General features: G+C 71.4%; 26 protein-coding genes and 1 tRNA gene. 15 read left to right on the top strand and 12 right to left on the bottom strand.

What is annotated here, in order from left to right; all coding sequences use genetic code 11:
• Window positions 1-225 precede the first annotated feature (225 nt).
• From C1J00_RS13125 to cdgB, 4 genes are all read right to left on the bottom strand, one after another.
• Window positions 226-705 carry a MarR family winged helix-turn-helix transcriptional regulator gene (locus C1J00_RS13125; protein WP_102909224.1) on the bottom strand — a complete coding sequence of 160 codons (480 nt, stop codon included), beginning with the start codon at window positions 703-705 and terminating at the stop codon, window positions 226-228.
• Between the two features lie 15 nt (window positions 706-720).
• Entirely contained in the window at window positions 721-1,782 is a 1,062-nt protein-coding gene (locus C1J00_RS13120; RefSeq protein ID WP_102909223.1) for an alkene reductase, read from the bottom strand.
• 78 nt (window positions 1,783-1,860) lie between these two features.
• Window positions 1,861-2,766: an NADP-dependent oxidoreductase gene (locus C1J00_RS13115; protein WP_102909222.1), complete on the bottom strand. Its 906-nt coding sequence runs from the start codon at window positions 2,764-2,766 to the stop codon at window positions 1,861-1,863.
• 124 nt (window positions 2,767-2,890) lie between these two features.
• Complete coding sequence (cdgB, locus tag C1J00_RS46725) at window positions 2,891-4,426, bottom strand: diguanylate cyclase CdgB (protein WP_245936327.1); 1,536 nt, start codon at window positions 4,424-4,426, stop codon at window positions 2,891-2,893.
• A gap of 1,744 nt (window positions 4,427-6,170) precedes the next feature.
• Between cdgB and C1J00_RS13105 the strand changes: the two genes are divergently transcribed.
• From C1J00_RS13105 to C1J00_RS13090, 4 genes are all read left to right on the top strand, one after another.
• The gene (locus tag C1J00_RS13105; protein WP_062927617.1) at window positions 6,171-6,371 is read left to right on the top strand and encodes a hypothetical protein; all 201 of its coding nucleotides are present in this window, start codon (window positions 6,171-6,173) and stop codon (window positions 6,369-6,371) included.
• A gap of 244 nt (window positions 6,372-6,615) precedes the next feature.
• Window positions 6,616-7,254, top strand: coding sequence for a DinB family protein (locus tag C1J00_RS13100; protein WP_439333399.1), 639 nt, complete (start codon window positions 6,616-6,618; stop codon window positions 7,252-7,254).
• 110 nt (window positions 7,255-7,364) lie between these two features.
• Complete coding sequence (locus C1J00_RS13095) at window positions 7,365-7,772, top strand: YciI family protein (RefSeq protein ID WP_102909220.1); 408 nt, start codon at window positions 7,365-7,367, stop codon at window positions 7,770-7,772.
• Between the two features lie 8 nt (window positions 7,773-7,780).
• Window positions 7,781-8,926 carry an RNA polymerase sigma factor gene (locus tag C1J00_RS13090; protein ID WP_102909219.1) on the top strand — a complete coding sequence of 382 codons (1,146 nt, stop codon included), beginning with the start codon at window positions 7,781-7,783 and terminating at the stop codon, window positions 8,924-8,926.
• Window positions 8,927-8,944: 18 nt separating this feature from the next.
• Here C1J00_RS13090 and C1J00_RS13085 read toward each other — a convergent pair whose 3' ends face one another.
• The 3 genes from C1J00_RS13085 to phoU all read right to left on the bottom strand — a co-directional run bounded on the left by C1J00_RS13085 (window position 8,945) and on the right by phoU (window position 10,477).
• On the bottom strand, window positions 8,945-9,196 hold the full coding sequence (locus C1J00_RS13085) for an SCO4226 family nickel-binding protein (RefSeq protein WP_102909218.1): 252 nt from the start codon (window positions 9,194-9,196) through the stop codon (window positions 8,945-8,947).
• A 178-nt stretch (window positions 9,197-9,374) separates the two neighbouring features.
• Window positions 9,375-9,530 carry a hypothetical protein gene (locus tag C1J00_RS45245; protein ID WP_180989535.1) on the bottom strand — a complete coding sequence of 52 codons (156 nt, stop codon included), beginning with the start codon at window positions 9,528-9,530 and terminating at the stop codon, window positions 9,375-9,377.
• A gap of 245 nt (window positions 9,531-9,775) precedes the next feature.
• Entirely contained in the window at window positions 9,776-10,477 is a 702-nt protein-coding gene (gene phoU, locus C1J00_RS13080; protein WP_102909217.1) for a phosphate signaling complex protein PhoU, read from the bottom strand.
• Between the two features lie 244 nt (window positions 10,478-10,721).
• Between phoU and phoR the strand changes: the two genes are divergently transcribed.
• Both phoR and phoP read left to right on the top strand, forming a co-directional pair.
• The gene (gene phoR / locus C1J00_RS13075; protein ID WP_102909216.1) at window positions 10,722-12,065 is read left to right on the top strand and encodes a two-component system sensor histidine kinase PhoR; all 1,344 of its coding nucleotides are present in this window, start codon (window positions 10,722-10,724) and stop codon (window positions 12,063-12,065) included.
• Between the two features lie 5 nt (window positions 12,066-12,070).
• Window positions 12,071-12,742 (top strand): two-component system response regulator PhoP, encoded by a 672-nt coding sequence (gene phoP, locus C1J00_RS13070; RefSeq protein WP_020271862.1) that lies wholly within the window; start codon window positions 12,071-12,073, stop codon window positions 12,740-12,742.
• An 82-nt stretch (window positions 12,743-12,824) separates the two neighbouring features.
• Here the strand turns inward: phoP and C1J00_RS13065 are convergent, their stop codons facing one another.
• Complete coding sequence (locus C1J00_RS13065) at window positions 12,825-13,508, bottom strand: copper chaperone PCu(A)C domain-containing protein (RefSeq protein WP_102909215.1); 684 nt, start codon at window positions 13,506-13,508, stop codon at window positions 12,825-12,827.
• Between the two features lie 582 nt (window positions 13,509-14,090).
• Here C1J00_RS13065 and C1J00_RS13055 point away from each other — a divergent pair.
• From C1J00_RS13055 to C1J00_RS13025, 6 genes are all read left to right on the top strand, one after another.
• Window positions 14,091-14,573: a CarD family transcriptional regulator gene (locus C1J00_RS13055; RefSeq protein ID WP_003953493.1), complete on the top strand. Its 483-nt coding sequence runs from the start codon at window positions 14,091-14,093 to the stop codon at window positions 14,571-14,573.
• Window positions 14,574-14,864: 291 nt separating this feature from the next.
• Entirely contained in the window at window positions 14,865-15,629 is a 765-nt protein-coding gene (gene ispD / locus C1J00_RS13045) for a 2-C-methyl-D-erythritol 4-phosphate cytidylyltransferase (RefSeq protein WP_102909213.1), read from the top strand.
• Window positions 15,619-16,113, top strand: a complete 495-nt coding sequence (gene ispF, locus C1J00_RS13040; protein WP_062927607.1) for a 2-C-methyl-D-erythritol 2,4-cyclodiphosphate synthase — start codon at window positions 15,619-15,621, stop codon at window positions 16,111-16,113. Before ispD ends, ispF begins: the two co-directional genes overlap by 11 nt.
• A 99-nt stretch (window positions 16,114-16,212) precedes the next feature.
• A complete protein-coding gene (gene cysS, locus C1J00_RS13035; RefSeq protein WP_102909212.1) occupies window positions 16,213-17,610 on the top strand; it encodes a cysteine--tRNA ligase in 1,398 nt (465 codons plus the stop codon).
• A 117-nt stretch (window positions 17,611-17,727) separates the two neighbouring features.
• Window positions 17,728-18,669, top strand: a complete 942-nt coding sequence (gene rlmB / locus C1J00_RS13030; protein WP_102909211.1) for a 23S rRNA (guanosine(2251)-2'-O)-methyltransferase RlmB — start codon at window positions 17,728-17,730, stop codon at window positions 18,667-18,669.
• Between the two features lie 128 nt (window positions 18,670-18,797).
• Entirely contained in the window at window positions 18,798-20,486 is a 1,689-nt protein-coding gene (locus C1J00_RS13025; RefSeq protein WP_180989534.1) for a DoxX family protein, read from the top strand.
• A 233-nt stretch (window positions 20,487-20,719) separates the two neighbouring features.
• On the opposite strand, the gene C1J00_RS13020 is transcribed toward C1J00_RS13025, so the two are convergent.
• From C1J00_RS13020 to C1J00_RS13005, 4 genes are all read right to left on the bottom strand, one after another.
• Entirely contained in the window at window positions 20,720-21,451 is a 732-nt protein-coding gene (locus tag C1J00_RS13020) for a nucleotidyltransferase family protein (protein ID WP_102909209.1), read from the bottom strand.
• 100 nt (window positions 21,452-21,551) lie between these two features.
• Window positions 21,552-22,001 carry a hypothetical protein gene (locus C1J00_RS13015; protein ID WP_102909208.1) on the bottom strand — a complete coding sequence of 150 codons (450 nt, stop codon included), beginning with the start codon at window positions 21,999-22,001 and terminating at the stop codon, window positions 21,552-21,554.
• 218 nt (window positions 22,002-22,219) lie between these two features.
• The gene (locus tag C1J00_RS13010) at window positions 22,220-23,308 is read right to left on the bottom strand and encodes an ABC transporter ATP-binding protein (RefSeq protein ID WP_102909207.1); all 1,089 of its coding nucleotides are present in this window, start codon (window positions 23,306-23,308) and stop codon (window positions 22,220-22,222) included.
• A 246-nt stretch (window positions 23,309-23,554) separates the two neighbouring features.
• Window positions 23,555-24,523, bottom strand: a complete 969-nt coding sequence (locus C1J00_RS13005; RefSeq protein WP_180989533.1) for a helix-turn-helix transcriptional regulator — start codon at window positions 24,521-24,523, stop codon at window positions 23,555-23,557.
• A 100-nt stretch (window positions 24,524-24,623) separates the two neighbouring features.
• On the opposite strand from C1J00_RS13005, the gene C1J00_RS13000 reads away from it, so the two are divergent.
• From C1J00_RS13000 to C1J00_RS12985, 3 genes are all read left to right on the top strand, one after another.
• Window positions 24,624-25,076, top strand: a complete 453-nt coding sequence (locus C1J00_RS13000) for a DUF3224 domain-containing protein (protein WP_102909205.1) — start codon at window positions 24,624-24,626, stop codon at window positions 25,074-25,076.
• Between the two features lie 57 nt (window positions 25,077-25,133).
• Window positions 25,134-25,207, top strand: a tRNA-Thr gene (locus C1J00_RS12995).
• A 213-nt stretch (window positions 25,208-25,420) separates the two neighbouring features.
• Entirely contained in the window at window positions 25,421-26,014 is a 594-nt protein-coding gene (locus tag C1J00_RS12985; RefSeq protein ID WP_180989532.1) for a DUF4352 domain-containing protein, read from the top strand.
• The last annotated feature ends 186 nt before the right edge of the window (window positions 26,015-26,200 follow it).

The raw sequence follows: 26,200 nt of genomic DNA, 5'->3' as shown, positions 1-26,200 counted from the left end.
GTGGGCACCTGCGTGCCGGGCGGGTCGATGGATGCGGGCCGTGGGGGCGGGTCCGCAGTGTGCTTCGCCGCCGGAACGTGCCGCGTCCGAAAGCAGCCGCGACGGGGTGGGTGCTAGGGCCGGCCTGAAAGTGGTCGCGCCGCAAGCGGGGCGGCGTGCACCCCGGGCCTGGTGCCCCCTGTCACTTGTGGTGTGGCGTACGGGGATGGGGTGCACACCGGGGAGTCACGGAGACCCCTCTTCCGGCAGCGCGCGGCTGCTGATCGCCTCCGTGATGGCGTATGCGGTGCGGACGAAGGACTCCGCCTGCTGCTCCGACAGATTCCGGGCGGAGGCCTCCTCCAGGGCCTGCCACAAGGCCGCGATGGGCTCGCGCATCGCCCGGCCCTTGTCGGTGAGGTGGACCACCATGACGCGCCGGTCATGTGCGGCCGGCTCGCGCATGACCAGGCCGGCGTCCTGCATGCGGCGCAGCGCCTTGGAGATGGTGGAGTGGTCCACGCCGAGGCATTCGAGCAGCTCGGACTGGGACTGGCCGTCCCGGTCAAGAAGGTGCATCAGCAGCAATTCCTGTCCGGGATGCAGGTCCATCTCGCGCAGCAGGGTGGCGGCGTAGGCGCGGTGGGCGCGGGCGAGTTGGAAGATCGCGTAGCTCATCGGTCCGGCGTCGGCCGTCGTGGGGATGCGGGGGTCCGGAGTGGGCATGGTTGGGTTTCCTCCTCAGCCGGTGTGGGTGGGGTAGTCGGTGTAGCCGGCCGCTCCGCCGCCGTAGAAGGTCGCAGGGTCGGGGGTGTTCAGCGGCGCGCCGGCGCGGAGCCTCGCCGCCAGGTCGGGGTTGGCGAGCGCGAGGGCGCCGACGGAGACGAGGTCGGCCGTGCCGTTGTCGATGTCCTTGGCGCGGGCGGACAGGTCGGTGCCGCCCCGGTTGAGGATCAGCGTGGTCGGCCACAGCGCGCGCAGGGTTCCCAGCAGCCTTTCGTCGCCGGTGTGCATCACGTGGAGGTAGGCCAGGTCCAGGGGGCACAGGGCCTCCAGGAGCGCCGGATACAGCTTGGCGGTGTCGGACTCGGCGATGTCGTTGTAGGGGTTCGCGGGGGAGATGCGGATACCGGTGCGCTCGGCGCCGATCTCGTCGGCCACTGCGGCGGCGACCTCGACGGCGAAGCGGAGGCGGTTGTCGAGGGAGCCGCCGTAGCGGTCGGTGCGCTGGTTGGTGTTGTCGGACAGGAACTGGTGCACCAGGTAGCCGTTGGCGCCGTGGATCTCCACGCCGTCGGCGCCGGCCGCGATGGCGGCCGCCGCGGCCCGCCGGAAGTCGTCGACGGTCGCCGCGACCTCCTGCGTCGACAGAGCACGGGGGGTCGGCATCTCCTGGGGCCCGGACGCGGTGAACATCGCGCCCTGTGGGCGGATTGCCGAAGGGGCGACCGGCCGGCGGCCGTGGGGGGTGTTGTCGGGGTGGGCGATGCGTCCGGTGTGCATCAGCTGGATGACGATGCGGCCATCGGCGTCGTGTACGGCGTCGGTGACCATGCGCCACCCGGCGATCTGTTCGTCCTTGTGGATGCCGGGGGTGAGGAGGTAGCCCTGGCCGTCGGCGGAGGGCTGGGTCCCCTCGGTGATGACGAGTGCGTGCGAGGCCCGCTGGGCGTAGTACTCGGCGTTCAGCTCGGTGGGTACGCCTTCCGGTGTTGAGCGGTCACGGGTCATGGGGGCCATGACCAGGCGATGGGGCAGAGACATGCCGCCGAGAGTGGTCGGCGTCCAGAGGGAATCCAGCATGAGGGGTCCTTCGACATGGCGGTGACCGGCCGGTCACCGGAGGCAGCGGGTAGATGTGTGCGGGGCGGGCGGTCGTGCTCAGTCGACGGTCAGGACGAGCTTGCCCCTGACGTGGCCGGCGTCGCTGACCTGCTGGGCCGTGGCGGCCTCGGCAAGGGGGTAGGCGGTGACGGTGGTGACGAGCTTGCCGGCCGCGGCATCCTGGGCCAGGGCGGCCAAGCGGACGGTCGAGCGTTCCGGGGACCCCTGGGAGAAGGTGATGCCCAGCCGGCGTGCACCGAAGTCGGCGATGGTGACGATGCGCTCGGTGCCGCCCCGCAGGGTGATGGAGTCCTCCAGGGCTCCCTTCCCGGCCAGGTCGAACACCGCGTCCACGCCGTAGGGGGCCAGCGCACGCACCCGCTCGACCAGGCCCTCGCCGTACACGGTCGCGGTGGCGCCGAGCGAGGCGAGGTAGCCCTGGTTGGACGGGCCCGCGGTGGCGATCACGCGTGCTCCTCGGGCCGTGGCGAGCTGGACCGCCAGGGTTCCCACCGCTCCGGACGCGCCGTGCATCAGCACGGTTTCCCCGGCGGTGACGCCCAGCAGGTTCAGGACCCGCTCGGCCGTCTCGCCCGCCACCGGCAGCGCGACCGCGTGCTGCCAGTCGAGGCCGGCGGGCTTGAGGGCGACGGTGGTGGCCAGCGCGTACTGGGCGTACGAGCCGGTGTCCGACCAGCCCAGCACCTCATCACCGACCTGCACCTCGCTCACGCCCTCACCCAGGGCGTCGACCACGCCGGCGAGCTCGCCTCCCGGAACGGCGGGGAGGGTCGTCGGGCGGATGGCCTCCAGCATCCCCGAACGGATCTTGCCGTCCAGCGCGTTCAGCCCGGCTGCCTTCACGCGGACCCGGACTTGGCCGGGGCTGGGCTGCGGGACCTCTATGTCCGCCTCGTGGAGCACGTCCGGGCCGCCGAACTGACCGAAAACGATCGCTTTCATGATGACTCCATTCCTTTGGCCGCCAGAAGTGTGGCTGGCCACATATTGAACGTAGCAGCAATCATGTGGCTAGCCAAGTATTCGCGGCGGCGGGGCGAGGACACCGGCCCTTGAGGTCCTGCACTCAGGACGAGAAGCCGCGTGCCGCCCGCAGGATGTCACCAGGGGCCGTCCCGCACTGGGCCCATGCGATGCCGACACCCGAGTGCATGCGCACGGTCTGGTCGCCCAGGGGGATCGGCAGGTGGATCCGTTCCTGCATCCACACCGCGGCGGTGTGCGCGTCGGCGGGGTCCAGACCGTCGGCCAGGACGACGAACTCGTCACCGCCGTACCGCGCGACCGTGTCGCCGTCGCGCACGGCCTCACCGAGCCGTCGGGCGACCTCGACGAGGACGCCGTCCCCCGCGTCGTGCCCGAAGCGGGTGTTGATCGCCTTGAAGTCGCGGAGGGCGAAGAACAGCACGGCCAGGCCATGGGCGTTGTCGTCGCCCACGGGGGCCCGGACGTGGGTGTGAGTGTGAGAGGTCGTGGCCGGGTAGGCGTGGCCGAGGTAAGGGTCGTCGACCCCTTCTGTGGCGTCGGACCCGTGCTCCCGGAGTGCGCAGAGCCGGGCGTCGATACGGGCGTGCAGCTCGGCGGAGTTCGGCAGGCCGGTGAGAGCGTCGTGCGAGGCGCGATGGGCGAGATCGAACTCGCGCTGTTTGCGCTCCTCGATGTCCTCGACGTGAGTGAGCAGGAAGCGGGGGCCGTCGGCCTCGTCCGCGACCACGCTGTTGCGCATCGACACCCAAAGGAACGTCCCGTCGCGGCGCCCGAGGCGCAGTTCCGCGCGCCCGCCCTCGGCGCTGGTGCGGAGCAGGATGCCGATGTCCTCGGGGTGGACGAGGTCGGAGAACGCGTAGCGGCGCATGGCGGAGGCCGGGCGGCCCAGCATGCGGCACAGCGCGTCGTTCGTCCGGAGGATGCGGCCGTTCTGGTCGCCGCCCATCTCTGCGATGGCCATTCCGATGGGCGCGTACTCGAAGGCCTGCCGGAAGGACTCCTCGCTGGCCCGCAGCGTCTGCTGCTCCCTGTCCAGTCTGACCAGTGCGCGTTGCATGTTCGTGCGCAGCCGCGCGTTGCTGATCGCGATGGCGGCCTGGAAGGCGTATTCCTCCAGGTCCCGGCGTTCGTCCGGCCGGGGGCGGCGGCGGGTGAGGGGGTGGTCCACGGAGATCACGCCGACCAGCTCGCCGTGCGAGGCACCGGAAGCGCTCCGCGCGTACATGGGCGCGAAGAGGCGGTCGGAGGGGTGCCACTCGTCCTCGAAGCGGGGGGCGGGGCCGTCGGTGTGCCACTGCGGGACGTCGTCGTCGTCGAGGACCCAGCCCTCGGTGTGCGGTATGAACACCAGGTCTCCCCAGTGCTGGCCCATGCTCAACCTGCGTTCCCAGGACTCGCGCGAGCCGACACGGCCGGTGAGGAGGGCGTCGGCGGCGGAGTTGCCCGCCAAGGAGGCGACCACGAGATCGCCGTCCGGGCGGACGAGGTTGACGCACGCCAGCTCGTATCCGAGACCGGTCACCACTCCGTCGGCGACGACCTGCAGGGTGTCCGCGAGACTGCGGGCGAGATGGAGACCCTGGACCGCGGCCTGCAGATTGTGACTCTTGTCGATGGCGAGCGCGCTGCGGGTGGCGAACTCGGCGGCGACTGACAGGTCGGCGTCCTGGAAGGCCCGCTCGGCGGCGTGGCGCAGGAGGACCGCCGTGCCGATGATCCGCCGGCGACCGTGCAGGGGCACGAGGACGGTGTGGCCTCCGCCGGGTGTCCCATGGCCCTCACCGAGCAGTTCCGGCAGCGCGGCGCCACCGACCGGAGAGTCGGTGGTGACCGGCAGTGCCCCGTTCAGTACGTCGAAGAGCGCGCCGCCGGGCCGCACCTCGCACAGCGTGGCACCGCCTCCGGCGTGGAGCGGGTGCACCTGCTGCAACCGCAGGACCAGCGGGCCCACGTGTTCTTCGTCGCCCGTCGGGATCGGGTCCCGCAGATAGACCAGGACCGCGTCGGCGACGGTGGGGACGACGGCCCGGCACAGTCGCGTCACGATGTCCTCCGGGTCCCTGCCCCGGGTGATCCCGCGGGCCGCCTCGGAGATGTCGCCCTCGGGGTCGGCGGCCGGAGACCGGGGGGACTCAAGTACGGGGAAGGAAGCCTCGTGGCTGGTCGGCGGGTTGTTCGGGGTTGTTCCGGACAACTCGGAGGGTTGTCCCCCCAGGTTCCGCCCGACCTGTCCGGGCCCGGAGACGCCGGCTTCCGCCGCCGGAGATGCCGAGGGAATCGAGGACGACCAGTAACCCACTTCGCCGGCCGCCTGCTGAACGGCCTCGTGTTCCTCGTCGAGGACGGCGCGAGCCTTCTCCAGCGCGCGGTCCACGTCGTTGAGCGCGGCGTCGTCGGGGTCGAGGGCGTGCAGGTCGGGGTGTGACAGCAGTGGCGCCGCCTCCTGCGTCCGGGAGGGCCCGTCCTCCCCCATACGGAGCCGCAGCTCGGCGAGTTCGTCCTCCAGTTCGTGGATACGGCGTGCCGCGTGGTCGGCGACCTGCTGGGCGATGCCCCGCTCCCGCTCGGCGCGCACCAGCTGTTCGCGCAGATCCGTCTCCTGCCGTTGCGCCCGTGAGAGCAGCTCCACTACCCCTTGACCATCGGGGAGTTCGGCCGTCACCGACTCCAGCGCGTCGAGCCGGCGCCTCAGTTCGGCGACCTTCGCCTGGGCCTGTCCGAGCATGACGAACAGCAACGTGGCGATGGACAGCGCCTGTTGCCGCCCGTGCTCGCCGGCCTCGTAGGCCTGCCGGGCGCGCTGCATCTCCTGGAGGACCTCGATGGTGCGGTCCTTGGCCTCCAGCAACTCCCGGGCGGGTACCAGTTCTTGTGCCTCCGCGATGGCTGTGGGATCGGTGCCCGCCCGGTCCCACAGTGTCCTCGCCTCCCCGAGGCGGCGCCGGGAGAGGTCGGCCTGTTCGTCGGGAAAGCACACGTCGGCCACGGCCTCGACGAGATCCCACTCCAGCGACTCGCCGGACAGCCGGTCACGCAACCGGCGTAACTCGGGCACGGACCCGGTGACGAAGTGCTCGGGAGTGAGCCGCGCGTGCAACTCCCTGACGGACACCGCCGATTCGTCGAGCCAGGACCGGACCACCGCGACCAGCTGGTTGATCTCGACGCACGAGCCCCGGGCCGGTCCCCACGGTCGTCCCGCACGCTTCCTCTGGCCGGCCACTCGTTCTCCCCCGCGGTTTGTTCGCCGGACAACCCCCTGTTGTCACCGGAGAACACATCCAACCGTCCCACCTGCGGTTCCGCCCGGGGATCGTCGTAATTCGTCATCGACACCACACGACCCAGGCGGTGCCTCCATGAAACACACCTTCCCGGCGTTGCTGCTTCTCGCGCTGGCGGTGGCCGTCCTCTTCTCCCTCGTCGCCGCTGCGATCGCTTTCGCCCTCGCCCGCTGGGAGGGGGCCGCGGTGCCGACGGCCCTGTCCCGCTGCGGCATCGCGTTCGCCGCGAGCCTCACCCTGTGCCTGGCCGTCTTCACGGCGTTGGACCGGACGTAGCGGAGGGGACGGGGGGCAGGTGGTCGACGGAGCCAGGCCGCGAGGGCGCGGAAGCCGGCGGCCACGAGGCCCGCGACCGGGTCGACGCGATGGAGCAGGGGACGCTCCGTCACGCTGGTCACGGCGGCACGATAGCCCCCGTGGCTCGAAAGCGGGCCGGTCGTCGACGTCGGCCGCCGCCCCCTGTCACGTCCGGGGCCGATATTCGGTGGCGTCCCCGCCCCACCCGGTCCACCATGCCCGCATGGTCTCAGGCGAGCACACCGGCGAACGAGCAACGTCCACCGCGTCAGCAGACTCGGAGACGACGCGGTGGACGAAGGCGACGGTCTACCCCGACATGTGGGTCGACCCCGACGACGACCCTCGCGAGACCGACGCCCAGCCGGTCGACGAACGCGGCATCCTCCTCGACTACCTGCGCAACTACCGCCTCACCTTCGAGATGAAGTGCGCGGGCCTGGACGCCGGGCAGATGGCCCGGCGGTCCTGCCCGCCGTCCACGATGTCGCTGCTCGGACTGGTGCGGCACCTGACGGAGGACGAGCGGCACCTCCGCCGGGTGATGGCCGGTGAGGACGCGCCGAAGCTGTACCGCACGGAGGAGGACCGGGACGGCGACTTCAACGGTGCCGTCGCCGACCCGGTGGTCGTGGAGGAGGCCTGGCGGCAGTGGCGTGCCGAGACCGAGCGCACCGACCGCTACCTGGCCGGCATCACGGACCTCTCCACCCGCAACGCCGGCCACTCCGACTACGGCCCCGAACCCGGCGGGCAGATCCAGATCCGCGACATCCTGGTCGCCCAGATCGCGGAGTACGCCCGGCACTGCGGCCACGCCGACCTCCTGCGCGAACGGATCGACGGCCGCGTCGGGCAGTGAGCACCTGCCCAGAAAAAATCTTCGGCGGCGATGTCGAGAACCCGTGCCCCGCTCCGTCCCCGGGGTGAAGGCGGCCAAGATGGGTCGCAACGGCACCGAGGAGAGTCACCATGGCCAAGTACCTGCTTCTCAAGCACTACCGCGGCGCTCCGGCAGCGGTCAACGACGTGCCCATGGACCGGTGGACGCCCGAGGAGATCTCGGCGCACATCCAGTACATGAACGACTTCGCGGTCCGGCTGGAGAAGACCGGCGAGTTCGTCGACGGTCAGGCGCTCGCCCCCGAAGGGGCATGGGTCCGGTACGACGGTGAGGGGCGCCCGCCGGTCACCGACGGCCCGTTCGCCGAGACCAAGGACCTCATCGCCGGCTGGATGATCATCGACGTCGACAGCTACGAGCGTGCCGTCGAGCTGGCCGGGGAACTGTCGGCCGCCCCCGGGGCGGGCGGGAAGCCGATCCACGAGTGGCTGGAGGTGCGCCCCTTCCTGGCCGCCCACCCGACCACCACGGAGTGACCTCACCGATGGACGAGGCCCTCGTCAGAAGCCTCACGCCCGGCGTCCTCACCGTCCTCGTCCGCCGCGGAGCCGACTTCGCGGCGGCCGAGGACGCCGTTCAGGACGCGCTGATCGAGGCGTTCCGCGTCTGGCCGTCCGAGCCGCCCCGGGACCCCAGGGGCTGGCTGGTCACCGTGGCCTGGCGCAAGTTCCTCGACCGGGCGCGGGCCGACAGCGCCCGCCGCCGACGTGAGGACCTCGTCGAGGAGGAGCCGCCGCCCGGGCCCGCGCCCGGCGTGGACGACACGCTCCAGCTCTACTTCCTGTGCGCCCACCCCTCGCTGACGCCGTCGTCGGCGGTCGCGCTCACGCTGCGCGCCGTCGGCGGGCTGACCACCCGGCAGATCGCCCGGGCCTACCTCGTGCCCGAGGCGACGATGGCCCAGCGCATCAGCCGGGCCAAGCGCACCGTCTCCGGCGTGCGGTTCGACCGGCCCGGCGACGTCGCGACCGTGCTGCGCGTGCTCTACCTGGTCTTCAACGAGGGCTACTCCGGCGACGTCGACCTCGCCGCCGAGGCCATCCGGCTCACCCGGCAGCTCGCGGCCGCGATCGACCACCCCGAGGTGGCGGGGCTGCTCGCCCTGATGCTGCTCCATCATGCGCGGCGGGCGTCCCGGACCGCGCCCGACGGCGGCCTGGTGCCGCTCGCCGAGCAGGACCGCGGCCGGTGGGACACGCGGATGATCGCCGAGGGCGTCGGGATTCTGCAGGCGGCCCTCGCCCGCGACCGGCTGGGCGAGTTCCAGGCCCAGGCCGCCGTCGCGGCGCTCCACGCCGACGCGCCCACCGCCGGTGAGACCGACTGGGTGCAGATTGTCGAGTGGTACGACGAACTCACGCGCCTGACCGACAGTCCGGTCGTCCGGCTCAACCGCGCGGTGGCCATGGGCGAGGCCGACGGACCGCGCGCCGGGCTCGCGGCGCTCGCGGCACTGGACGACTCACTGCCCCGGTACGCCGCGGTGGCGGCGTACCTCCACGAGCGCGACGGTGACCCGGAAACGGCGGCCCGCCTGTACGCCGAGGCGGCCCGCAAGGCTCTCAACCTCGCCGAACGCGACTACCTGACCCGGCAGGCGGCCCGCCTCAACGCCGGCCGGCGCCGCTGACGGGCCGCGTGCGACAGGTCACCGCACGGTCAACGGGACGGGGTGCACCTCGTCCGCCTTGTGCCCGGCGCGCTCGTGAATGCGCTGGACCGCTTCGGCCGAGGGCGCCTCGGAGAGGCAGTAGACGTGGCCGGACTCCGGGTCCGCCCAGGCCATCTCGAAGTGGACCTGCTCGTCCTTCTCTATCGCGAGGTCCGCGTTGTGGGCTTCACGCAGCTGTTCCTCCGTGATGCCCTTCATGCCGCTGTGGACATCCATGAACTTGGGCATGCCTCGCGCCTCCTTCCAGGCGGCGGCGCGGCCCGCGCCGCCTCGCCTCCCTCCCATGCTCCGCCCGTACGGCGATCCCGGCGACCCCGGGCTCTACGCCGCAGGGCCCCGGCGACCCCTTGAACCCAAGAGGCACCGCCGGGGCCCTGAAGGACGTACCGAGAACACTGCGTCGGCGTCAGCCGCACTGGCAGGCGCTGCCCGACTGGCACCCGCAGCCACAGCCCGAGCCGCAGCCGCACGCGGCGATCAGGGGCAGGCTCCTGATCTCGGCGGGCTGCTCGGTCTCGCGCTGGCGGGCGGGGTCGGGCGTCGTGCTGGGGGATTCGGCCATGGGTCCCTCCTAGAGGCTGGTGCCTGTGCCCATTGGATGCCCATGGCCCTGGGCGCATCAACGGCGCATTGAGGCGCCCGCGCGCCCGGGTCCGGCCTCCGGGGCACGCCCCGTCAGGTGCTCTGCGCCCACGGGACCGCCCGGATCTCCGGCCGCGGATCCGCCTGGAGCTCGCCCGCGCGCCGGGCCTGACCCCCGGGGCTGACCCCCAGGCGCGACCCCAGGCACACCCCCGGCAGAACCCGTCAGGCGCTCTCCGCCCCCGGGGTCGCCTGGATCTCCGGCTGCGCATCCGCCTGGAGCTCGTCCGCGTGCTCGCCCGTCACCAGGTACACCACGCGCTTGGCGACCGACACGGCGTGGTCGGCGAACCGCTCGTAGTAGCGGCCGAGCAGCGTGACGTCCACGGCCGTCTCGATGCCGTGCTTCCAGCGGTCGTCCATCAGGTGCTGGAAGAGCGTGCGGTGCAGCAGGTCCATCTCGTCGTCGTCCTGCTCCAGCTGGAGCGCCAGGTCGACGTCCTTGGTGATGATCACCTCGGCGGCCTTCGCCATCAGGCGCTGTGCGAGCTGGCCCATCTCCAGGATGGTGGCGTGCAGGTCGCTCGGGACGGCGCGGTCGGGGTAGCGCAGGCGGGCGAGCTTCGCCACGTGCTGGGCGAGGTCGCCCGAGCGCTCCAGGTCGGCCGACATACGCAGCGACGTGACGACGATGCGCAGGTCCGTCGCCACCGGCTGCTGCCGCGCCAGCAGGGCTATGGCCCGGGCCTCGAGGTCGTGCTGGAGCTCGTCGACCTTCTGGTCGGCCTCGATGACGTTCTCGGCGAGCTTCAGGTCGGAGTCGAGCATGGCGGTCGTGGCGCGCCCGATCGCCGACCCGACCAGCCGGGCCATCTCCACCAGACTGTCGCCGATCGAGTCCAGTTCCTCGTGGTACGCGTCCCGCATCAGGCTTTCCCTCTCGTGCGTCTCAGTCGGGGTCCAAGGGCCGGGGCCACCGGACAACCGGCGGTACGACCGTCGTATTACCGGCGGTCCGAACCCCACGCTCCCACGTTCCGCCCCGTACGCGTCCGTTTCCGGCATCCCGGATGAACCCATACTGGCTCCAAGGTGAACTCTGGGCGACGAGTGTTCGAGCTCGCACCCCGACGGCTGTGGAGGGTGCCCGAGCCATGCCTAACCTGGGTGCATGGACGTGAACGCGGCGGTCGCCGCAGTGGCAGCGATCGCCGGGGTGCTCACCGGCGTCATCGCCATGCTCGCGTTCCGCTGGAGTGAGCGCGAGCAGAAGCGCCCCACCCGTAGCTCGCTGCACACGGACGCGGTGCTTCCGCCGGGCGTGGACACCGTCCTGTCGGTCCTCAGGTCGTCCGCCGTCGTCCTCGACGAGGCGGACGCCGTGGTCAAGGCCAGCTCGGCGGCTTACGCCCTCGGCCTGGTCCGCGGCGGCAAGCTCGCCGTCGAGCCGATGATGCAGATGGCCCGGGACACCCGGCGGGACGGCGAGATACGCCAGGTCGAACTGGATCTACCGCGGCGCGGCACCGGACGCGGAGAGGCCCTGGCCGTCTCCGCGAGGGTCGCGCCGCTGGGCTCCCGGCTGGTGCTGCTCCTCGTGGAGGACCTGACCGAGGCCCGCCGCATCGAGGCGGTCCGGCGTGACTTCGTCGCGAACGTGAGCCATGAGCTGAAGACGCCCGTGGGCGCCCTCTCCCTGCTCTCCGAGGCCGTGATGGACGCCTCCGACGATCCCGAGGCCGTCGAGCGGTTCGCCGGGCGCATGCAGATCGAGGCCACCCGGCTCACCAGCCTGGTGCAGGAGCTGATCGACCTCTCGAGGGTGCAGAACGACGACCCGCTGGAGGACGCCGAGCCGGTCCGTGTCGACGAGCTGGTCGCCGAGGCCGTCGACCGCTGCCGGCACCAGGCCGGCGCCAAACAGATCACGATGGCCTCGAACATCTGGGCGCCCGAAGGGCCGGAGCAGGGTGGTGGCGGGCGACGGGCGGGCGGCACCGCCGACCTGCGAGTCTGGGGAAACCGCGGCCAGCTCGCCGCCGCGCTCGGCAACCTCGTCGAGAACGCGGTCAACTACTCGCCCGCCCGCACCCGCGTCGGCATAGCGGCCCGCAGCGTGAACGCGTCCGGCGGGGACCACATCGAGATCGCCGTCACCGACCAGGGCATCGGCATCTCCGAAAAGGACAAGGAGCGCATCTTCGAGCGCTTCTACCGCGTCGACCCGGCCCGCTCCCGTGCCACCGGTGGTACGGGACTCGGGCTGGCGATCGTGAAGCACGTGGCCGCCTCGCACGGCGGGGAGGTCACGGTGTGGAGCGCCGAAGGCCAGGGCTCCACCTTCACCCTGCGGCTGCCGGAGGCCGGTGCGGCCCGCGACCGCGCACATCAGCAGCCCGCCCGAGAGACACGCGCAGGAGGCGCGGGCCTCGACGTGGAGGCCGGGCGGTCCACCCCCACATCCCCCGAATCAACAGCGTACGAAACGCTTCCCGCCCCGGAGGTCCTTCCGTGACCCGTGTGCTCGTCGTCGAGGACGAGGAGTCCTTCTCCGACGCCCTGTCGTACATGCTCCGCAAAGAGGGCTTCGAGGTCGCGGTCGCGACCACCGGGCCCGACGGACTCGACGAGTTCGAGCGCAACGGCGCCGACCTCGTCCTCCTCGACCTGATGCTGCCCGGCCTGCCGGGCACCGAGGTCTGCCGTCAGCTGCGCGGCCGTTCCAACGTCCCCGTCATCATGGTGACCGCCAAGGACAGCGAGATCGACAAGGTCGTCGGGCTGGAGATAGGAGCCGACGACTACGTCACCAAGCCGTTCTCCTCGCGCGAGCTGGTCGCCCGCATCCGCGCCGTGCTGCGCCGCAGAGGCGAGCCCGAGGAGGTCACGCCGGCGGCCCTGGAGGCCGGCCCGGTCCGTATGGACGTCGACCGGCACGTCGTCACCGTCGGCGGCACCAAGATCGACCTGCCGCTGAAGGAGTTCGACCTGCTGGAGATGCTGCTGCGCAACGCCGGTCGCGTGCTGACGCGCATGCAGCTCATCGACCGGGTCTGGGGCGCCGACTACGTCGGTGACACCAAGACCCTCGACGTCCACGTCAAGCGTCTGCGCGCCAAGATCGAGCCGGACCCGGGCGCCCCGCGCTACCTGGTGACGGTCCGCGGCCTCGGCTACAAGTTCGAGCCGTAGACCGGCCGCGCACGACGGCAGTACGAAGAAGGGCGGGGCCTCTCCCGGGAGAGGCCCCGCCCTTCTTCGTACTGCGACCGGCTCAGTGTCCGGCGCCGGCGCCCGCCGAGGCCGCGTCGGTCGGCGTGCCGGACGCTCCGGGGTCACCGGGCGTCTCACCGCCCGCGGGGTTCTCCGGCGCTCCCGGCTCACCCTCGGCGGGGGAACCGGACGGCGAACCCGACGGGGACGACGAGGCGCCCGGCGCGGCCGGAACCTCCGTTGGGCCCCACTCCTTGAAGTAGTGCTCGGCGGGGACGACGAACGCGCGCAGGCTCACGGCACCCGTCTTGCTGAAGGTGAAGGTGACCTTCTGGGCGTTGCCGTCCTGCACTGCCTCGCGGCTGCTCGGCAGCATGGCCGTGGCGTTGTTCCGGCCGCCCAGGATCAGCGAGCCGCCGGGCGGGATGCTGAGGCTGCCGCCCTTGGCGGGCTTCAGCTGGGCGGTCTTGCCGGTGCCGGGGAGGGTGATGGACTCCAGCGTCTCGGCACTCCTGCCGGAGTTGAAGAAGGTCGCGGAGATCGCGGCCGGTCCGGTCGACTCGAGGTCGGGCTGCGTGATCACGACCGCGTTCTGGATCTCGATGTCGCCGACACTGGTGGCGGCGTTGTCCGGCTTGATCTCCAGCGTCTGGGCGTTGTTGCCGGCGCCGCACGCGGCCAGCGAGGCGATCGAGAACGCGGTGACGGCGGCGGCGAGGGCACCGCGTCGAAGGCTGCTGCTCACGGCGGCGGTAACTCCTTGACTCGAGCGGAGCGGCCGATAGAGCCGCCCTAAGTGTCTGTCAGCGGGGCTTAGGTTACCGAGCCGCCCTCGTCCGGCCGCACCCGACCCCCCGTCACCGCCGAGTCCACCTGAGTCACACATGACTGCCGCGTCACATTGGCGTGGCGCTCGTCCGGCATTCAGATAAGAGCCCCGGGCGGCAGCCCGGATTTTCCGTGAAGGAATGCGCGGGGTGCCTCGGAATTGATCACCGGCGGTCCGTCCGGGCGCCTCGTGATCAATTATGGATTCGACCGGAACCCGGCTCGGGCCGCCGAACGGAGTAGCGGAAGTCGATCATACGGAACCGGACATATGGGGATGTTCATCCTTCTGGAGGATGCTCCGGATGCGTGTAACGTACGCGTTTCGCTCACCCCGAAGAGCCGCTCCCACCTGCGAATACCTTCTTCCACTCCCTGTCCGAAGCACGTTCCTGTCGGAGTTGTCAAGCCCCGAGATATGCCCTGACCTGCGAAAACGTCATTCAGAACCCGCAGTTTCCGTGTTACCCTGGATAGCCACGGAAGGGGTACCTGTCACATGACGTTCAAGGTTGGCGACACCGTGGTCTATCCCCATCACGGGGCCGCGCTGATCGAGGCTATCGAAACTCGCCAGATCAAAGGCGTGGACAAGACCTACTTGGTGCTGAAGGTCGCCCAGGGCGACCTGACGGTACGTGTGCCAGCGGACAATGCGGAGTTCGTCGGCGTGCGTGATGTGGTCGGTCAGGACGGGCTGGACCGGGTCTTCGAGGTGCTGCGCGCGCCGTACGCCGAGGAGCCCACGAACTGGTCCCGTCGATACAAGGCAAACCTGGAGAAGCTCGCCTCGGGCGATGTCATCAAGGTCGCGGAAGTGGTGCGTGACCTGTGGCGTCGTGAGCGCGAGCGTGGACTCTCCGCCGGTGAGAAGCGCATGCTCGCCAAGGCCCGCCAGATCCTGGTGAGCGAGCTGGCCCTCGCGGAGAACACCAACGAGGACAAGGCCGAAGCCCTGCTCGACGAGGTTCTCGCCTCCTGAGGCGAAGCCGGTCGTTCAGCGCTCTGCTTATCAAACGCGCGCCTGCACATCGAAATGCCGCGGTGCCCGATGACGCATTCTCTGTCGCCGGGCGCTGCGGCATGTTCATTCTCCGACGCCGATGCGCCGCCGCCCCGGGATGTGTTATCACTCACGCCCCGGTGTTTGGCGTGCCGGGCCCGGGCAGCCGGCTCGACCAGCGTCACGGAAGGGTCCGGTCGAGCGCGTCGCACCCGGCACTCCTCCAGGCCATACCCACGCCAGGCCAGCACACAAACCTGACAGGAACCGATGTCTGACGATTCGCGTCCCTCGCCGTCCGCCGGCCCCTCGGCGGCCCGTACGGCGGCCGTGATCCCGGCCGCCGGCCGCGGTGTGCGGCTCGGCCCGGGCGCCCCCAAGGCGCTGCGCGCGCTGAGCGGCACACCCATGCTGATCCACGCGGTCCGCGCGATGGCCGCCTCCCGGGCCGTCTCCCTGGTCGTCGTCGTGGCCCCGCCCGACGGCGCCGCCGAGGTCAAGACGCTGCTCGACGCGCACGCGCTGCCCGAGCGGACGGACTTCCTCGTCGTCCCGGGCGGGCGAAGCCGCCAGGAGTCCGTGAAGCTCGGCCTGGACGCGCTGCCGGCAGGCCACGACATCGTGCTGGTCCACGACGCGGCCCGGCCGCTGGTGCCGGTGGACACGGTCGACGCCGTGATCGAGGCCGTACGCGACGGCGCACCGGCCGTGGTCCCCGCGCTGCCGCTCGCCGACACCGTCAAGCAGGTCGAGCCCGCCGGTACGCCCGGAGAGCCGGAGCCGGTCGTCGCCACGCCGGAGCGCGCCCTGCTGCGGGCGGTGCAGACCCCGCAGGGCTTCGACCGGGCCACGCTGGTCCGGGCGCACGAGACGGTCACCGGCGAGGTCACCGACGACGCCGGGATGGTCGAGCAGCTCGGCCTCACGGTCGTGGCCGTCCCCGGCCACGAGGAGGCGTTCAAGGTCACCCGCCCCCTGGACCTGGTCCTCGCCGAGGCGGTCCTGGCCCGCAGGAGGCTCAACGATGGCTTCTGACCAGCCCGTTCTGCCCCAGGTGGGCATCGGCACCGACATCCACGCCTTCGAGGAGGGCCGCGAGCTGTGGTGCGCCGGCCTGAAGTGGGAGGGCGAGGGCCCGGGCCTGGCCGGTCACTCCGACGCGGACGTCGTCGCCCACGCCGCCTGCAACGCCCTCTTCTCCGCCGCCGGCCTCGGCGACCTGGGGCAGCACTTCGGCACCGGCCGCCCCGAGTGGTCGGGCGCCTCCGGGGTCACCCTCCTGACGGAGGCCGCGCGCATCGTGCGCGAGGCCGGCTTCCGGATCGGCAACATCGCCGTACAGGTGGTGGGCCCCCGCCCGAAGATCGGCAAGCGCCGGGACGAGGCCCAGAAGCTCCTGTCCGAGGCGGCCGGAGCCCCGGTGTCGGTGTCGGGCGCGACGACGGACGGCCTCGGCTTCCCCGGCCGGGACGAAGGGCTGATGGCGGTGGCCACAGCGCTGGTGGTGCGCGCGGGCTGAGGGCAAGCGCTCGGGGCGTACCCGTTGCCTATGTCACGAATATGTGAGCCCCGAGGTGAAGGTCCTGATGCACACCCCGGGGCCCACTACCCTGGAGTGGTGACTATTCGCCTGTACGACACCAGCGCCCGGCAGATCCGTGACTTCTCCCCGCTCCAGCCGGGTTGCGTCTCGATCTACCTGTGCGGTGCCACCGTGCAGGCCGCCCCGCACATCGGGCACATCCGGTCCGGGCTGAACTTCGACATCATGCGCCGCTGGTTCGAGTACCGCGGCTACGAGGTCACGTTTGTGCGGAACGTGACCGACATCGACGACAAGATCATCGGCAAGGCGGAGCAGCAGGGCCGCCCCTGGTGGGCCATCGGCTACGAGAACGAGCGGGCCTTCAACGACGGCTACACCGCGCTCGGTTGCCTGCCGCCCACCTACGAGCCGCGTGCCACCGGCCACATCACCGAGATGGCCGAGATGATGCGCGGCCTCATCGATCGCGGGCACGCCTACGAGGCCGACGGCAGCGTCTACTTCGACGTCCGTTCCTGGCCCTCCTACCTGGAGCTGTCCCGGCAGGACCTCGACGAGATGCGGCAGCCCTCGGAAGAGGGCATCACCGGCAAGCGCGACCCGCGTGACTTCGCCATGTGGAAGGCGGCGAAGCCGGGGGAGCCGAGCTGGGAGACTCCGTTCGGCCGCGGCCGTCCCGGCTGGCACCTGGAGTGCTCGGCGATGGCGCACAAGTACCTGGGGACCGCCTTCGACATCCACGGCGGCGGCCTCGACCTGGTCTTCCCGCACCACGAGAACGAGATCGCCCAGGCCAAGGCCTACGGCGACGAGTTCGCGCGGCACTGGGTGCACAACGCCTGGGTCACCATGAGCGGCGAGAAGATGTCCAAGTCGCTCGGCAACTCGGTGCTGGTCAGCGAGATGGTCAAGCGCTGGCGGCCCATCGTGCTGCGCTACTACCTCGGCACTCCGCACTACCGCTCGATGATCGAGTACAGCGAGGAGGCGCTGCGCGAGGCCGAGTCGGCGTTCGCGCGCATCGAGGGCTTCGTACAGCGCGTGGTCGAGAAGGCCGGCGTCGTCGAGCCCGCCCCCGAGGTGCCGCTCGCCTTCGCCGAGGCCATGGACGACGACCTGGGCGTTCCGCAGGCGCTCGCCGTGGTGCACACCACCGTCCGGCAGGGCAACAGCGCCCTGGCCGCCGACGACAAGGAAGCCGCCGTGGCCCGGCTCGCCGAGGTGCGCGCGATGCTCGGCGTGCTCGGCCTCGACCCGCTGGACCCCCGGTGGGCCGGGGAGGGCGACCGCGGCGAAGACCTGCACGGCGTGGTCGACACGCTCGTCCGCATGGTGCTGGACCAGCGCGAGGCCGCCCGGGCCCGCAAGGACTGGCCCACCGCGGACGCCATCCGCGACCAGCTGGGCCAGTCCGGCCTGGTCATCGAGGACAGCCCGCAGGGGCCGCGATGGAGCCTCGGCCCGCGCTGAGACAAGCCCCACGGGCTGCTCGACTGTGCCGCCCGGGCCTCCGGGCGGCACACTGCACAGACGTAAGAGCCGTACACAGACGTACGTACGCATCACTTCACGGAGACAGGTAGCTCAATGGCCGGGAACAACCGCCGCATGTCCGGCAAGAAGGGCGCGCAGGTCGGCAGTGGCGGCCAGCGGCGCCGGGGCCTCGAGGGCAAGGGCCCCACCCCGCCCGCCGAGATGCGCAAGGGACACAAGAAGAACCGCATCGTCAACGCCAAGGCCAAGCAAGCCGTACGCCGGCCCACCGTGCGAGGCCGCGGCGGCAAGGGCACGTCCGAACTGGTCGTCGGACGCAACCCGGTCCTGGAGGCGCTGCGCGAGGGCGTCCCGGCGTCGACGCTGTACGTCCAGCAGTTCATCGACAACGACGAGCGGGTGCGCGAGGCCCTCCAGGTCGCCGCCGAGCGTGGCGGCATCAACCTCATGGAGGCCCCGCGTCCCGAGCTGGACCGGATGACCAACGGCCTGAACCACCAGGGCATGGTCCTCCAGGTTCCGCCGTACGAGTACGCCCACCCCGAGGACCTGGCGTCCGCCGCCTACGACGACGGTGTGGACCCGCTGATCGTCGCGCTCGACGGCGTCACCGACCCGCGCAACCTCGGCGCGGTCGTCCGCTCCGTCTCCGCCTTCGGCGGGCACGGCGTCATCGTCCCCGAGCGCCGCGCGGCCGGCATGACGGCCGGTGCCTGGAAGACGTCCGCCGGTACGGCGGCCCGCACGCCGGTGGCCCGCGCCACCAACCTCACCCGGGCGCTGGAGGCCTACAAGAAGGCCGGTATCACGGTCGTCGGCCTGGCCGCCGACGGTGAGGCCGAGGTCGGCGAGCTTCCGGCCCTGGACGGCCCGGTCGTCATCGTCGTCGGCAGCGAGGGCAAGGGGCTGTCCCGGCTGGTCGGGGAGACCTGCGACCACCGGGTGCGGATCCCGATGCCGGGCGGCGCCGAGTCACTCAACGCCGGTGTCGCGGCGGGGATCGTGCTGTACGAGGCGGCCCGCCGACGCCACTGAACAGGCATCCGAAACTTCACCCGTACGGGGTAATTCCGGTGTCATCGGGGCGACGAGGACAAGCTTGACGGGGTCCGGACAGTTCCGGCGGGTCAAAGCAGTGTCCTAACGCGACGTCACTCGGTTAGATGAGTGTGGACACCAGAACACCCCGCACACCCACGGGGGACCGCTCGTCGGGACTCGACGACGCTCCCGCGCTGAGCATGGTGAAGGTGCCGAGCGACCCGGCGCAGGTCATCGTCAATCACGCGAGTTTCCGCGTGCAGTTGGGCGTATCGACGCGCCGCGCCCAGTCCCCCCGGGTCGCTCGGCATCTGACCGCCACCGAGGACACCGCCCGCATCCCCCAGGTGGGGGGCGGGGCGGACGGGGCCTCCGCTCGCCGCCGGCCCGTCGTCTGGAGCGGCAGATCCGCTCCCGACGACACCGGCGCGCACCGGCTCCTGCAGGCCGTGCGGCACGAGAGCGTCCGCCACACCGACGAGCCCGCCTCCGACACGGGCGCCACCCAGGTCATCTCCCGCGTGGGCCCGGGCCACGACGGCCCCGGATACCAGGGCGCGGGCTACGGCGGCGCCGGATACGGGGACGACCTCACCCAGACCGTCGAGACCCCGGTCGTCGGCCCCCAGCGCACCCACGAACCCGCCGACGGCACCCGGCTGCTGCCGTCCATGCGCACCGTCGGCAGCGCCTACGACGAACCGGCCTACAACGAACCGGCGGACCCCGAGTTCGAGGAGCCCGCTCCCGACGTGGACGACACCGGGCGCCGGGCCAAGCGGCACGACGACGACCCGGGCCGGCACGCCTACTACCCGGGCCGCCGGATGAACCTCGGCGTCGTCCTGCTCCCGCTGCGTGTCTTCCTCGGCTTCATCTCCATCTACGCCGGCATGGGCAAGCTGTGCGACCCCGTCTACTTCGAGGGCGGCAAGCGCGGCTCGATGGTCAAGTGGCTCAACACCCTCCACCCGTGGGAAGTCGCCGAGCCGCTGCGCCAGTTCGCCCTGGAACACCCGGTAGGCGCCGGTCTGGTCATCGCCTTCGCCCAGGTCATCGTCGGCGTCCTGACGGTGCTGGGCTGCTGGCAGCGCGTCGCCGCCTGCCTGGGCGCCCTGCTGTCGGCCGCGCTGCTGGTCACGGTCAGCTGGAAGAGCGTCCCCGCCTACGAGACGCCCGACATCATCTACCTCGCCGCCTGGTCGCCGCTGATCATCGCGGGCGCCCCCGTCTACTCCGTCGACGGCCGTCTGGCCGGCAGTGCGTGGCGCCGTCTCGGCCCCCGCGCCGACATCTGGGACCTGCGCCGCTACGTGCTGCGTCGCGGCGCCCTCGTCACCGCCATCGCCACCGGCGTCACCCTGCTCGTCGGCTCGCTGCTCGGCGGTGCCGTCCGCGACGCCGACCGGGTCGTCGTCCCGGGGCCCGGCGAGGCCCCGCGCAACGAGCTGCCCGGCTCCCCGCTCCCCGGCGAGCCCGGCAAGCGCAAGGAGAAGCAGACCCCGTCGGCTTCCTCCTCGCCCACCCAGGGCGCCACGGCCGGCTCCGCGAGCCCGAGCGCGGGCACCACGACCCGGCCGGACGCCACCCGCGACACCGGCACCGTCACCGGCGGCACACCCAGTCAGACCCAGGGCACCGCGGGCCAGGCCCCGCCCCAGCAGTCCTCCCCGGTCGACCAGGCCCCGAGCACCACGACCGGCCCCACCTCCGGCGGCACGGCGACGGGCGGCACGGGTTCGACCGGCGGCACGGGCGGCGGCTCGTCCTCCACGGGCCGCCCGGGCCTGGTGGGCGGCCTGCTGGGCTAGCACCGACCCCGAACACCAGAAGGCCCCGCACCAGACAGGTGCGGGGCCAACGGGCTTCCAGGGCAAAGGGCTTCAGGGCAACGGACCTCAGGGGCGCGGGGAACTGCGCGACAAGCCACGACGAACGGTCAGCCGCCGACGGGGAGCAACCGGCGGAGCCCTCAGCGGCCTGACGCCACCGGCTTCTTGACGGAGGCCGGGCCCGTCGCCAACCGGCGCGACCGGCGGAGCCATCAGCGTCCCAACGCCGCCAGTTCCTTCGCCGCCTCGGTCAGATCCTTCGCCGTGTCGATGGCCCGCCAGTACGACCCCTGGGGGATCGTGAACCCGGCCAGCCGCCGCTCCCGGGCCAGGTGAGGGAACGTCGTCCGCTCATGGTCCCCACGGTGCGGCAACAGCCCGGAGAACTCGGGGGAGAAGACGTACACGCCGGCGTTGATCTCGAAGGTCGACGGGGGCGCCTCGATGAAGTCGGTGATGCGCCCGAAGCCGTCGGTCTGCACCGCCCCCCACGGCAGCCGGGGCCGCGCCAGCGCCAGCGTCGCGACGGCGTCCCGCTCGGCGTGGAAGTCGGCCATGTCCCGCAGCGAGAACCGCGTCCAGATGTCCCCGTTCGTCGCGTACCAGGGCTGGTCGGGGTGAGGGAGATGCGCCGCGGCGTACTTGAGGCCGCCGCCGCGCCCGAGCGGTTCCGGCTCGACGACCGTCGTGACGGACACGGGCAACTCGGCCGTCTCCAGCCATTTCTGCAGCACCTCGGCGAGATGGCCGCAGGAGACCACGACGTCCGTCACACCCTCGTCGGCGAGCCAGGACAGCTGATGGCCGATGATCGGCGTCCCCGTCCCGGGGATCTCGACCATCGGCTTGGGGCGGTCGTCGGTGTACGGGCGCAGCCGGGAGCCCTGGCCACCGGCCAGAACGACGGCTTGAACGGGGCGGGACGCGGCGCTCGGATCGCTCATGGACACGAACTGTACGTGGCGTCCCGCCCCGGGACACCGGCTGACGGTCGTTCCCGCGTCAGCCGTCAGGGACTTCCCACCCGGTGGCAGGGCGGTGCGCTCAGCTGTGCGCGGCGGCGACGCCGGTGGCGAAGGCGGTGTCGCAGACCGGGCGCGCGTAGGACTGGGCGCGGGTCGGGCCGTAGACCCGGACGGCTGCATGGCCGAGGGCGCGGGCGATGGACGCGCAGTGCTTGGCCAGCGACGGGCGGCCGTTGACGGCCTGCTGGAGGTGGGTGAGGGCGACGCCCGGGTCCTCCTCCTGCAGTTCGGTCAGGAGCCTGTCGCGCAGGATGTCCTGGGGCGCGCGCTTGGCGGCCCGCGGGGTGCCCACGGAGGTGTCCGCGGCGGTGAGCACCGGATCGGTGGAGTTCCCCGACCAGTTGACTCGGGTGACCGCGAGGGTCCCGGAGAGCACCAGGACGACGGGCAGGACGAAAGCGAGGGTGCGGCCGATCCGGCGGGCGGGGCCCCGGCCGCGTCGCGTCTGTTGGTTCATGGAGTGCTTCACGCGTGTGAGGGTAGCGCCCGGTAATGGTTTGTAGACATTTAGTCACCGGTTCGGGGGATGAGAGAGCGCCACTTTCTGGGTATGGCGTTGACGCACACAGCTCGAAACGTCCGGTCTGCCGGGGTATTTGTCGACAACGGGAAGGGCCCCGCAGCGTGCTGCGGGGCCCTTTTCGTCAACCTGGGTGATTCACCCGGGGTTGTGCGTTTGCTGGTTGATCAGTCGGACAGGCGCGCACCGGTCGACGTGGAGAACACGTGGGTCTCGCCGGAGCGCGGCACGACGTGCAGCATGCTGCCCTTCTCCGGGACGTCACGGCCGCTGACGCGGACGACGAGGTCCTTGGAGTCGCTGCCGACCTTGGCGGTGCCGTACACGTAGGCGTCGGCGCCCAGTTCCTCGACCACGTTCACCGTGACCGCGAGGCCCAGCTCGGCGTCCGCGCCGGCCACCTCGAAGTGCTCGGGGCGGACGCCGACGGTGACGGTCTTGTCGGTGGCGGCGGCGATCGCGTCACGCTGCACCGGCACGACCGACTTGCCGAACTTCACGCCGCCGTCGGTGATCGGGACCTCGACGAGGTTCATCGCCGGGGAGCCGATGAAGCCGGCGACGAAGAGGTTGGCGGGCCTGTCGTACATGTTGCGCGGGGTGTCGATCTGCTGGAGCAGACCGTCCTTGAGGACCGCCACACGGTCGCCCATCGTCATGGCCTCGACCTGGTCGTGGGTGACGTAGACGGTGGTGATGCCCAGGCGGCGCTGGAGCGAGGCGATCTGCGTACGCGTGGACACACGGAGCTTGGCGTCCAGGTTGGACAGCGGCTCGTCCATGAGGAACACCTGGGGCTCACGCACGATGGCGCGTCCCATGGCGACACGCTGGCGCTGACCGCCGGAGAGGGCCTTCGGCTTGCGGTCCAGGTACTCGGTGAGGTCGAGGATCTTCGCGGCCTCCTCGACCTTCTGCCGGATCTCCGCCTTGTTGACGCCGGCGATCTTGAGCGCGAAGCCCATGTTGTCGGCGACGGTCATGTGCGGGTAGAGCGCGTAGTTCTGGAACACCATGGCGATGTCCCGGTCCTTGGGCGGCAGGTGCGTGACGTCGCGGTCACCGATGCGGATGGCTCCGCCGTTGACGTCCTCAAGGCCCGCGAGCATGCGGAGCGAGGTGGACTTGCCGCAGCCGGAAGGGCCGACGAGGACGAGGAACTCGCCGTCCTCGATGTCGATCTCCAGCGCGTCGACTGCGGGCTTGGTGGAACCCGGGTAGACCCGGGTCGCCTTGTCGAACGAGACAGTGGCCATGGTGAATGAACCCCTTCTACCGGCAGGAACGTGCCGGACGATCCGAGTAGGAAGGCGGTGCCACGACGGTGGTTGCCGTTGTGGTGTAGTCCACGCGTGTGAACTGGCTCAGGACGGTACCCGGCGTTCACACGTCTGTCAGTAGTTCCGGGCCTGTGAACTTCGCGGAAATTTTCGAAGCGGCACGTTACGGCTGATCGGACCTGCTTATGGCTGCCCGGCCTGCTCACGGCCGCCCGAGCCCGTTCACGGCTGCCCGTACCGGTCGGCCAGCGCCGCCACCGCCCGGGCCACGGCCTGCCGCAGTCCGGGCGGGCCGAGCACCTCCGCCTCCGTGCCGAGCCGGAGCAGATCGCCCACGGCGACCGCCTCCGACTCCACGGTCAGCTCCACCTCCACCCAGCCGTCCCCGTCGGGCGGCCCCGCGCCGTCCAGGGCCCGTACGCCCGCCGCGCCGAACTGCATCGGCAGCAGCCGCCGCGCGCGGGGTGAGATGCGCAGCCGTGCGGTGTCCTGCCGCAGGGCGGCTTCCAGACGCCGGGAGGCCTCGGCCCAGTAGGCGGCCAGGTCGAACCCCGCGGGCCGCTCGAAGACGTCCCCCGTCTCCTCCACGGACAGCACGCGCGATACCCGGTAGGTCCGTACGGCCTCCTCCGCGAGGGCGACCAGGTACCAGATGCCGCCCTTCAGGACGAGCCCCAGAGGCCGCACCTCCCGGCGCACCTCGCCGCGCCAGCGCCGGTAGTGCAGCCGCACTGCCCGCCGCTCCCACACGGCCGCCGCCACGGCCGTGAGGCACGGCACGGGGTCGGCCTCCCGGAACCAGGCGGGCGCGTCCAGGTGGAACCGCTCCTGGACCCGTCGCGCCTGCGAGGACAAGCCGGCAGGCAGGGCCGCCTGGACCTTGAGCTGGGCGCTGGCCAGGACCGCCCCCAGCCCGAGGTCCCGTGCGGGCCCGGGCATCCCGGCGAGGAACAGCGAACCGGCCTCGGCGTCGGTCAGACCGGTCAGCCGCGTCCGGTACCCGTCGACGAGCCGGTAGCCGCCCTCGGGCCCCCGGTCGGCGCACACCGGCACACCGGCCGCCCCCAGCGCCTCGACGTCCCGGTACACCGTCCGCACCGACACCTCCAGCTCGGCGGCGAGCTCGGGGGCGGTCATCCGCCCGCGGTTCTGGAGCAGCAGGAGCAGGGAGAGGAGCCGGTCGGCGCGCATGGGGGCCATTGTCGCGGCGGACGTCTCCGTACCTGACAGGAGATGTCAGGTATGGCGTCCAGGCTGGTGGAGGACATCAGCCCGACCGAGAGGACCACCCATGCCCGGCACCCGCACCACCACCGGTCACTTCACCTTCGCCGACTGGCAGGAACGCGTGATCGGCCCCGGCGAGGACGCGACCCCCCGCCTGGCCCACGCCTCCGTCCGGAACGCCTTCACGGGCGGCATCGAGGCGGCCGGGACGATCTGCGAGTACACGATCGTCTACGTCACCGCGAAGACCGGCTCCTTCAGCGGCATGGAACTCCTCACCGGCCGCGTCGAGGGCCGTGAGGGGAGCTTCGCGGTGGAGGAACGGGGGTTCTTCGACGAGGACGGCACCGTGCGCTGCACCTTCGAGGTGGTGCCGGGGTCGGGGAGCGGGGAGCTGACCGGCCTGGCCGGAAAGGGCGACTTCACCGCACGGCACGGTGAGACGGCGGTGGCGTACCGCTTCGCCTACGAGGTGGCGGAGGGGTCCGGCCGCACGGAACTTCGTGGCTCGGCGTAACGGGCTCTGTGTACAGTGGTGCCGCCCTCGTGCACGGCAACACGGCGCATGGCACCCGCCTCCTTAGCTCAGCTGGCCAGAGCAACGCACTTGTAATGCGTAGGTCGTCGGTTCGAATCCGACAGGGGGCTCTGCTGAAACCCCAGGTCAGGCGTATCTGACCTGGGGTTTTGTCGTCGGTGGTCTCAGTGCTGGTCTCCATGGCCCCGATCCGCGGTGATGGGCGCGGGAACGGAGGACTCGCCCATGCGTCGTATGGCGTCAGGGGGCCTCGGCGTGCGCATGCCGTCTGTGGGACGAAGCATGGTGGGTGTCGTGCGGGTGGAGCTCCCGGGGAGGTACCGATGCGTCGCACCTTCGGTTCAGCGCTCGCCGTTCTGCTCGCGGTCACCGTCGGCTGTGCCCGCGACGAGAAAGTCACCACCGCCCCGGCTACCAGCTCGCCGGCCACCACCGCGCCGACTGCGCAGGCCCCGACCTCCGAGGCGGCCAGCCCGGCGTCGTCCAGGCCGGCCTCCGCAGCCGTGGGCGACAGCCTCGATCTCACCGGGCTGGAGGACGGCGAGTCCCTCGCCGTCACGGTGGTGAAAGTGGTCGACCCGGCCCGAGCCGAGAACGACTTTTCGACCCCGGACGCCGGGAAGCGGTTCGTGGCCGTCCAGTTCCGGCTGAAGAACACCGGCACCGCGGCCTACTCCGACTCCCCGAGCAACGGAGCCCGGCTTGTCGACGCCCAGGGCCAGAGCTTCGACCCCACATACGAGGACACAGCCGCCGGTCCCGGCTTTCCCGGAAGCGTCACAGCCGCACCGGGCGACAGCGTCCTGGGGTTCATCACGTTCGAGGTCCCGGTCGGCTCCCGGATCGCCAAGGTCCAGTTCACGATGAGCAGTGGCTTCGCCGGTGACACCGGCCAGTGGGAGGTCCCGGCTCGGTGACCGACCGACCGACCGGGCCGGGCTGCCGGGGCCTGCAGGTCGGTGGACGGCGGCTGCACCGTCAGCGTCCATGGCCGCGCAGCCGCCGGGCGATCTCCAGTTGGGCGTCGTCGACGGGGCGGCCGTCCTCCGTGTCCCACAGGGTGTTCTGGAGGAGGCGGGCGAGGGTCCAGGCGTGGGCCTGTC

Origin of the sequence: Streptomyces cahuitamycinicus (assembly GCF_002891435.1) — a bacterium.
GTDB lineage: Bacteria > Actinomycetota > Actinomycetes > Streptomycetales > Streptomycetaceae > Streptomyces > Streptomyces cahuitamycinicus.
The sequence above is the reverse complement of the archived record's forward strand: the minus strand, read 5'-3'. Positions and strand labels throughout refer to the sequence as shown.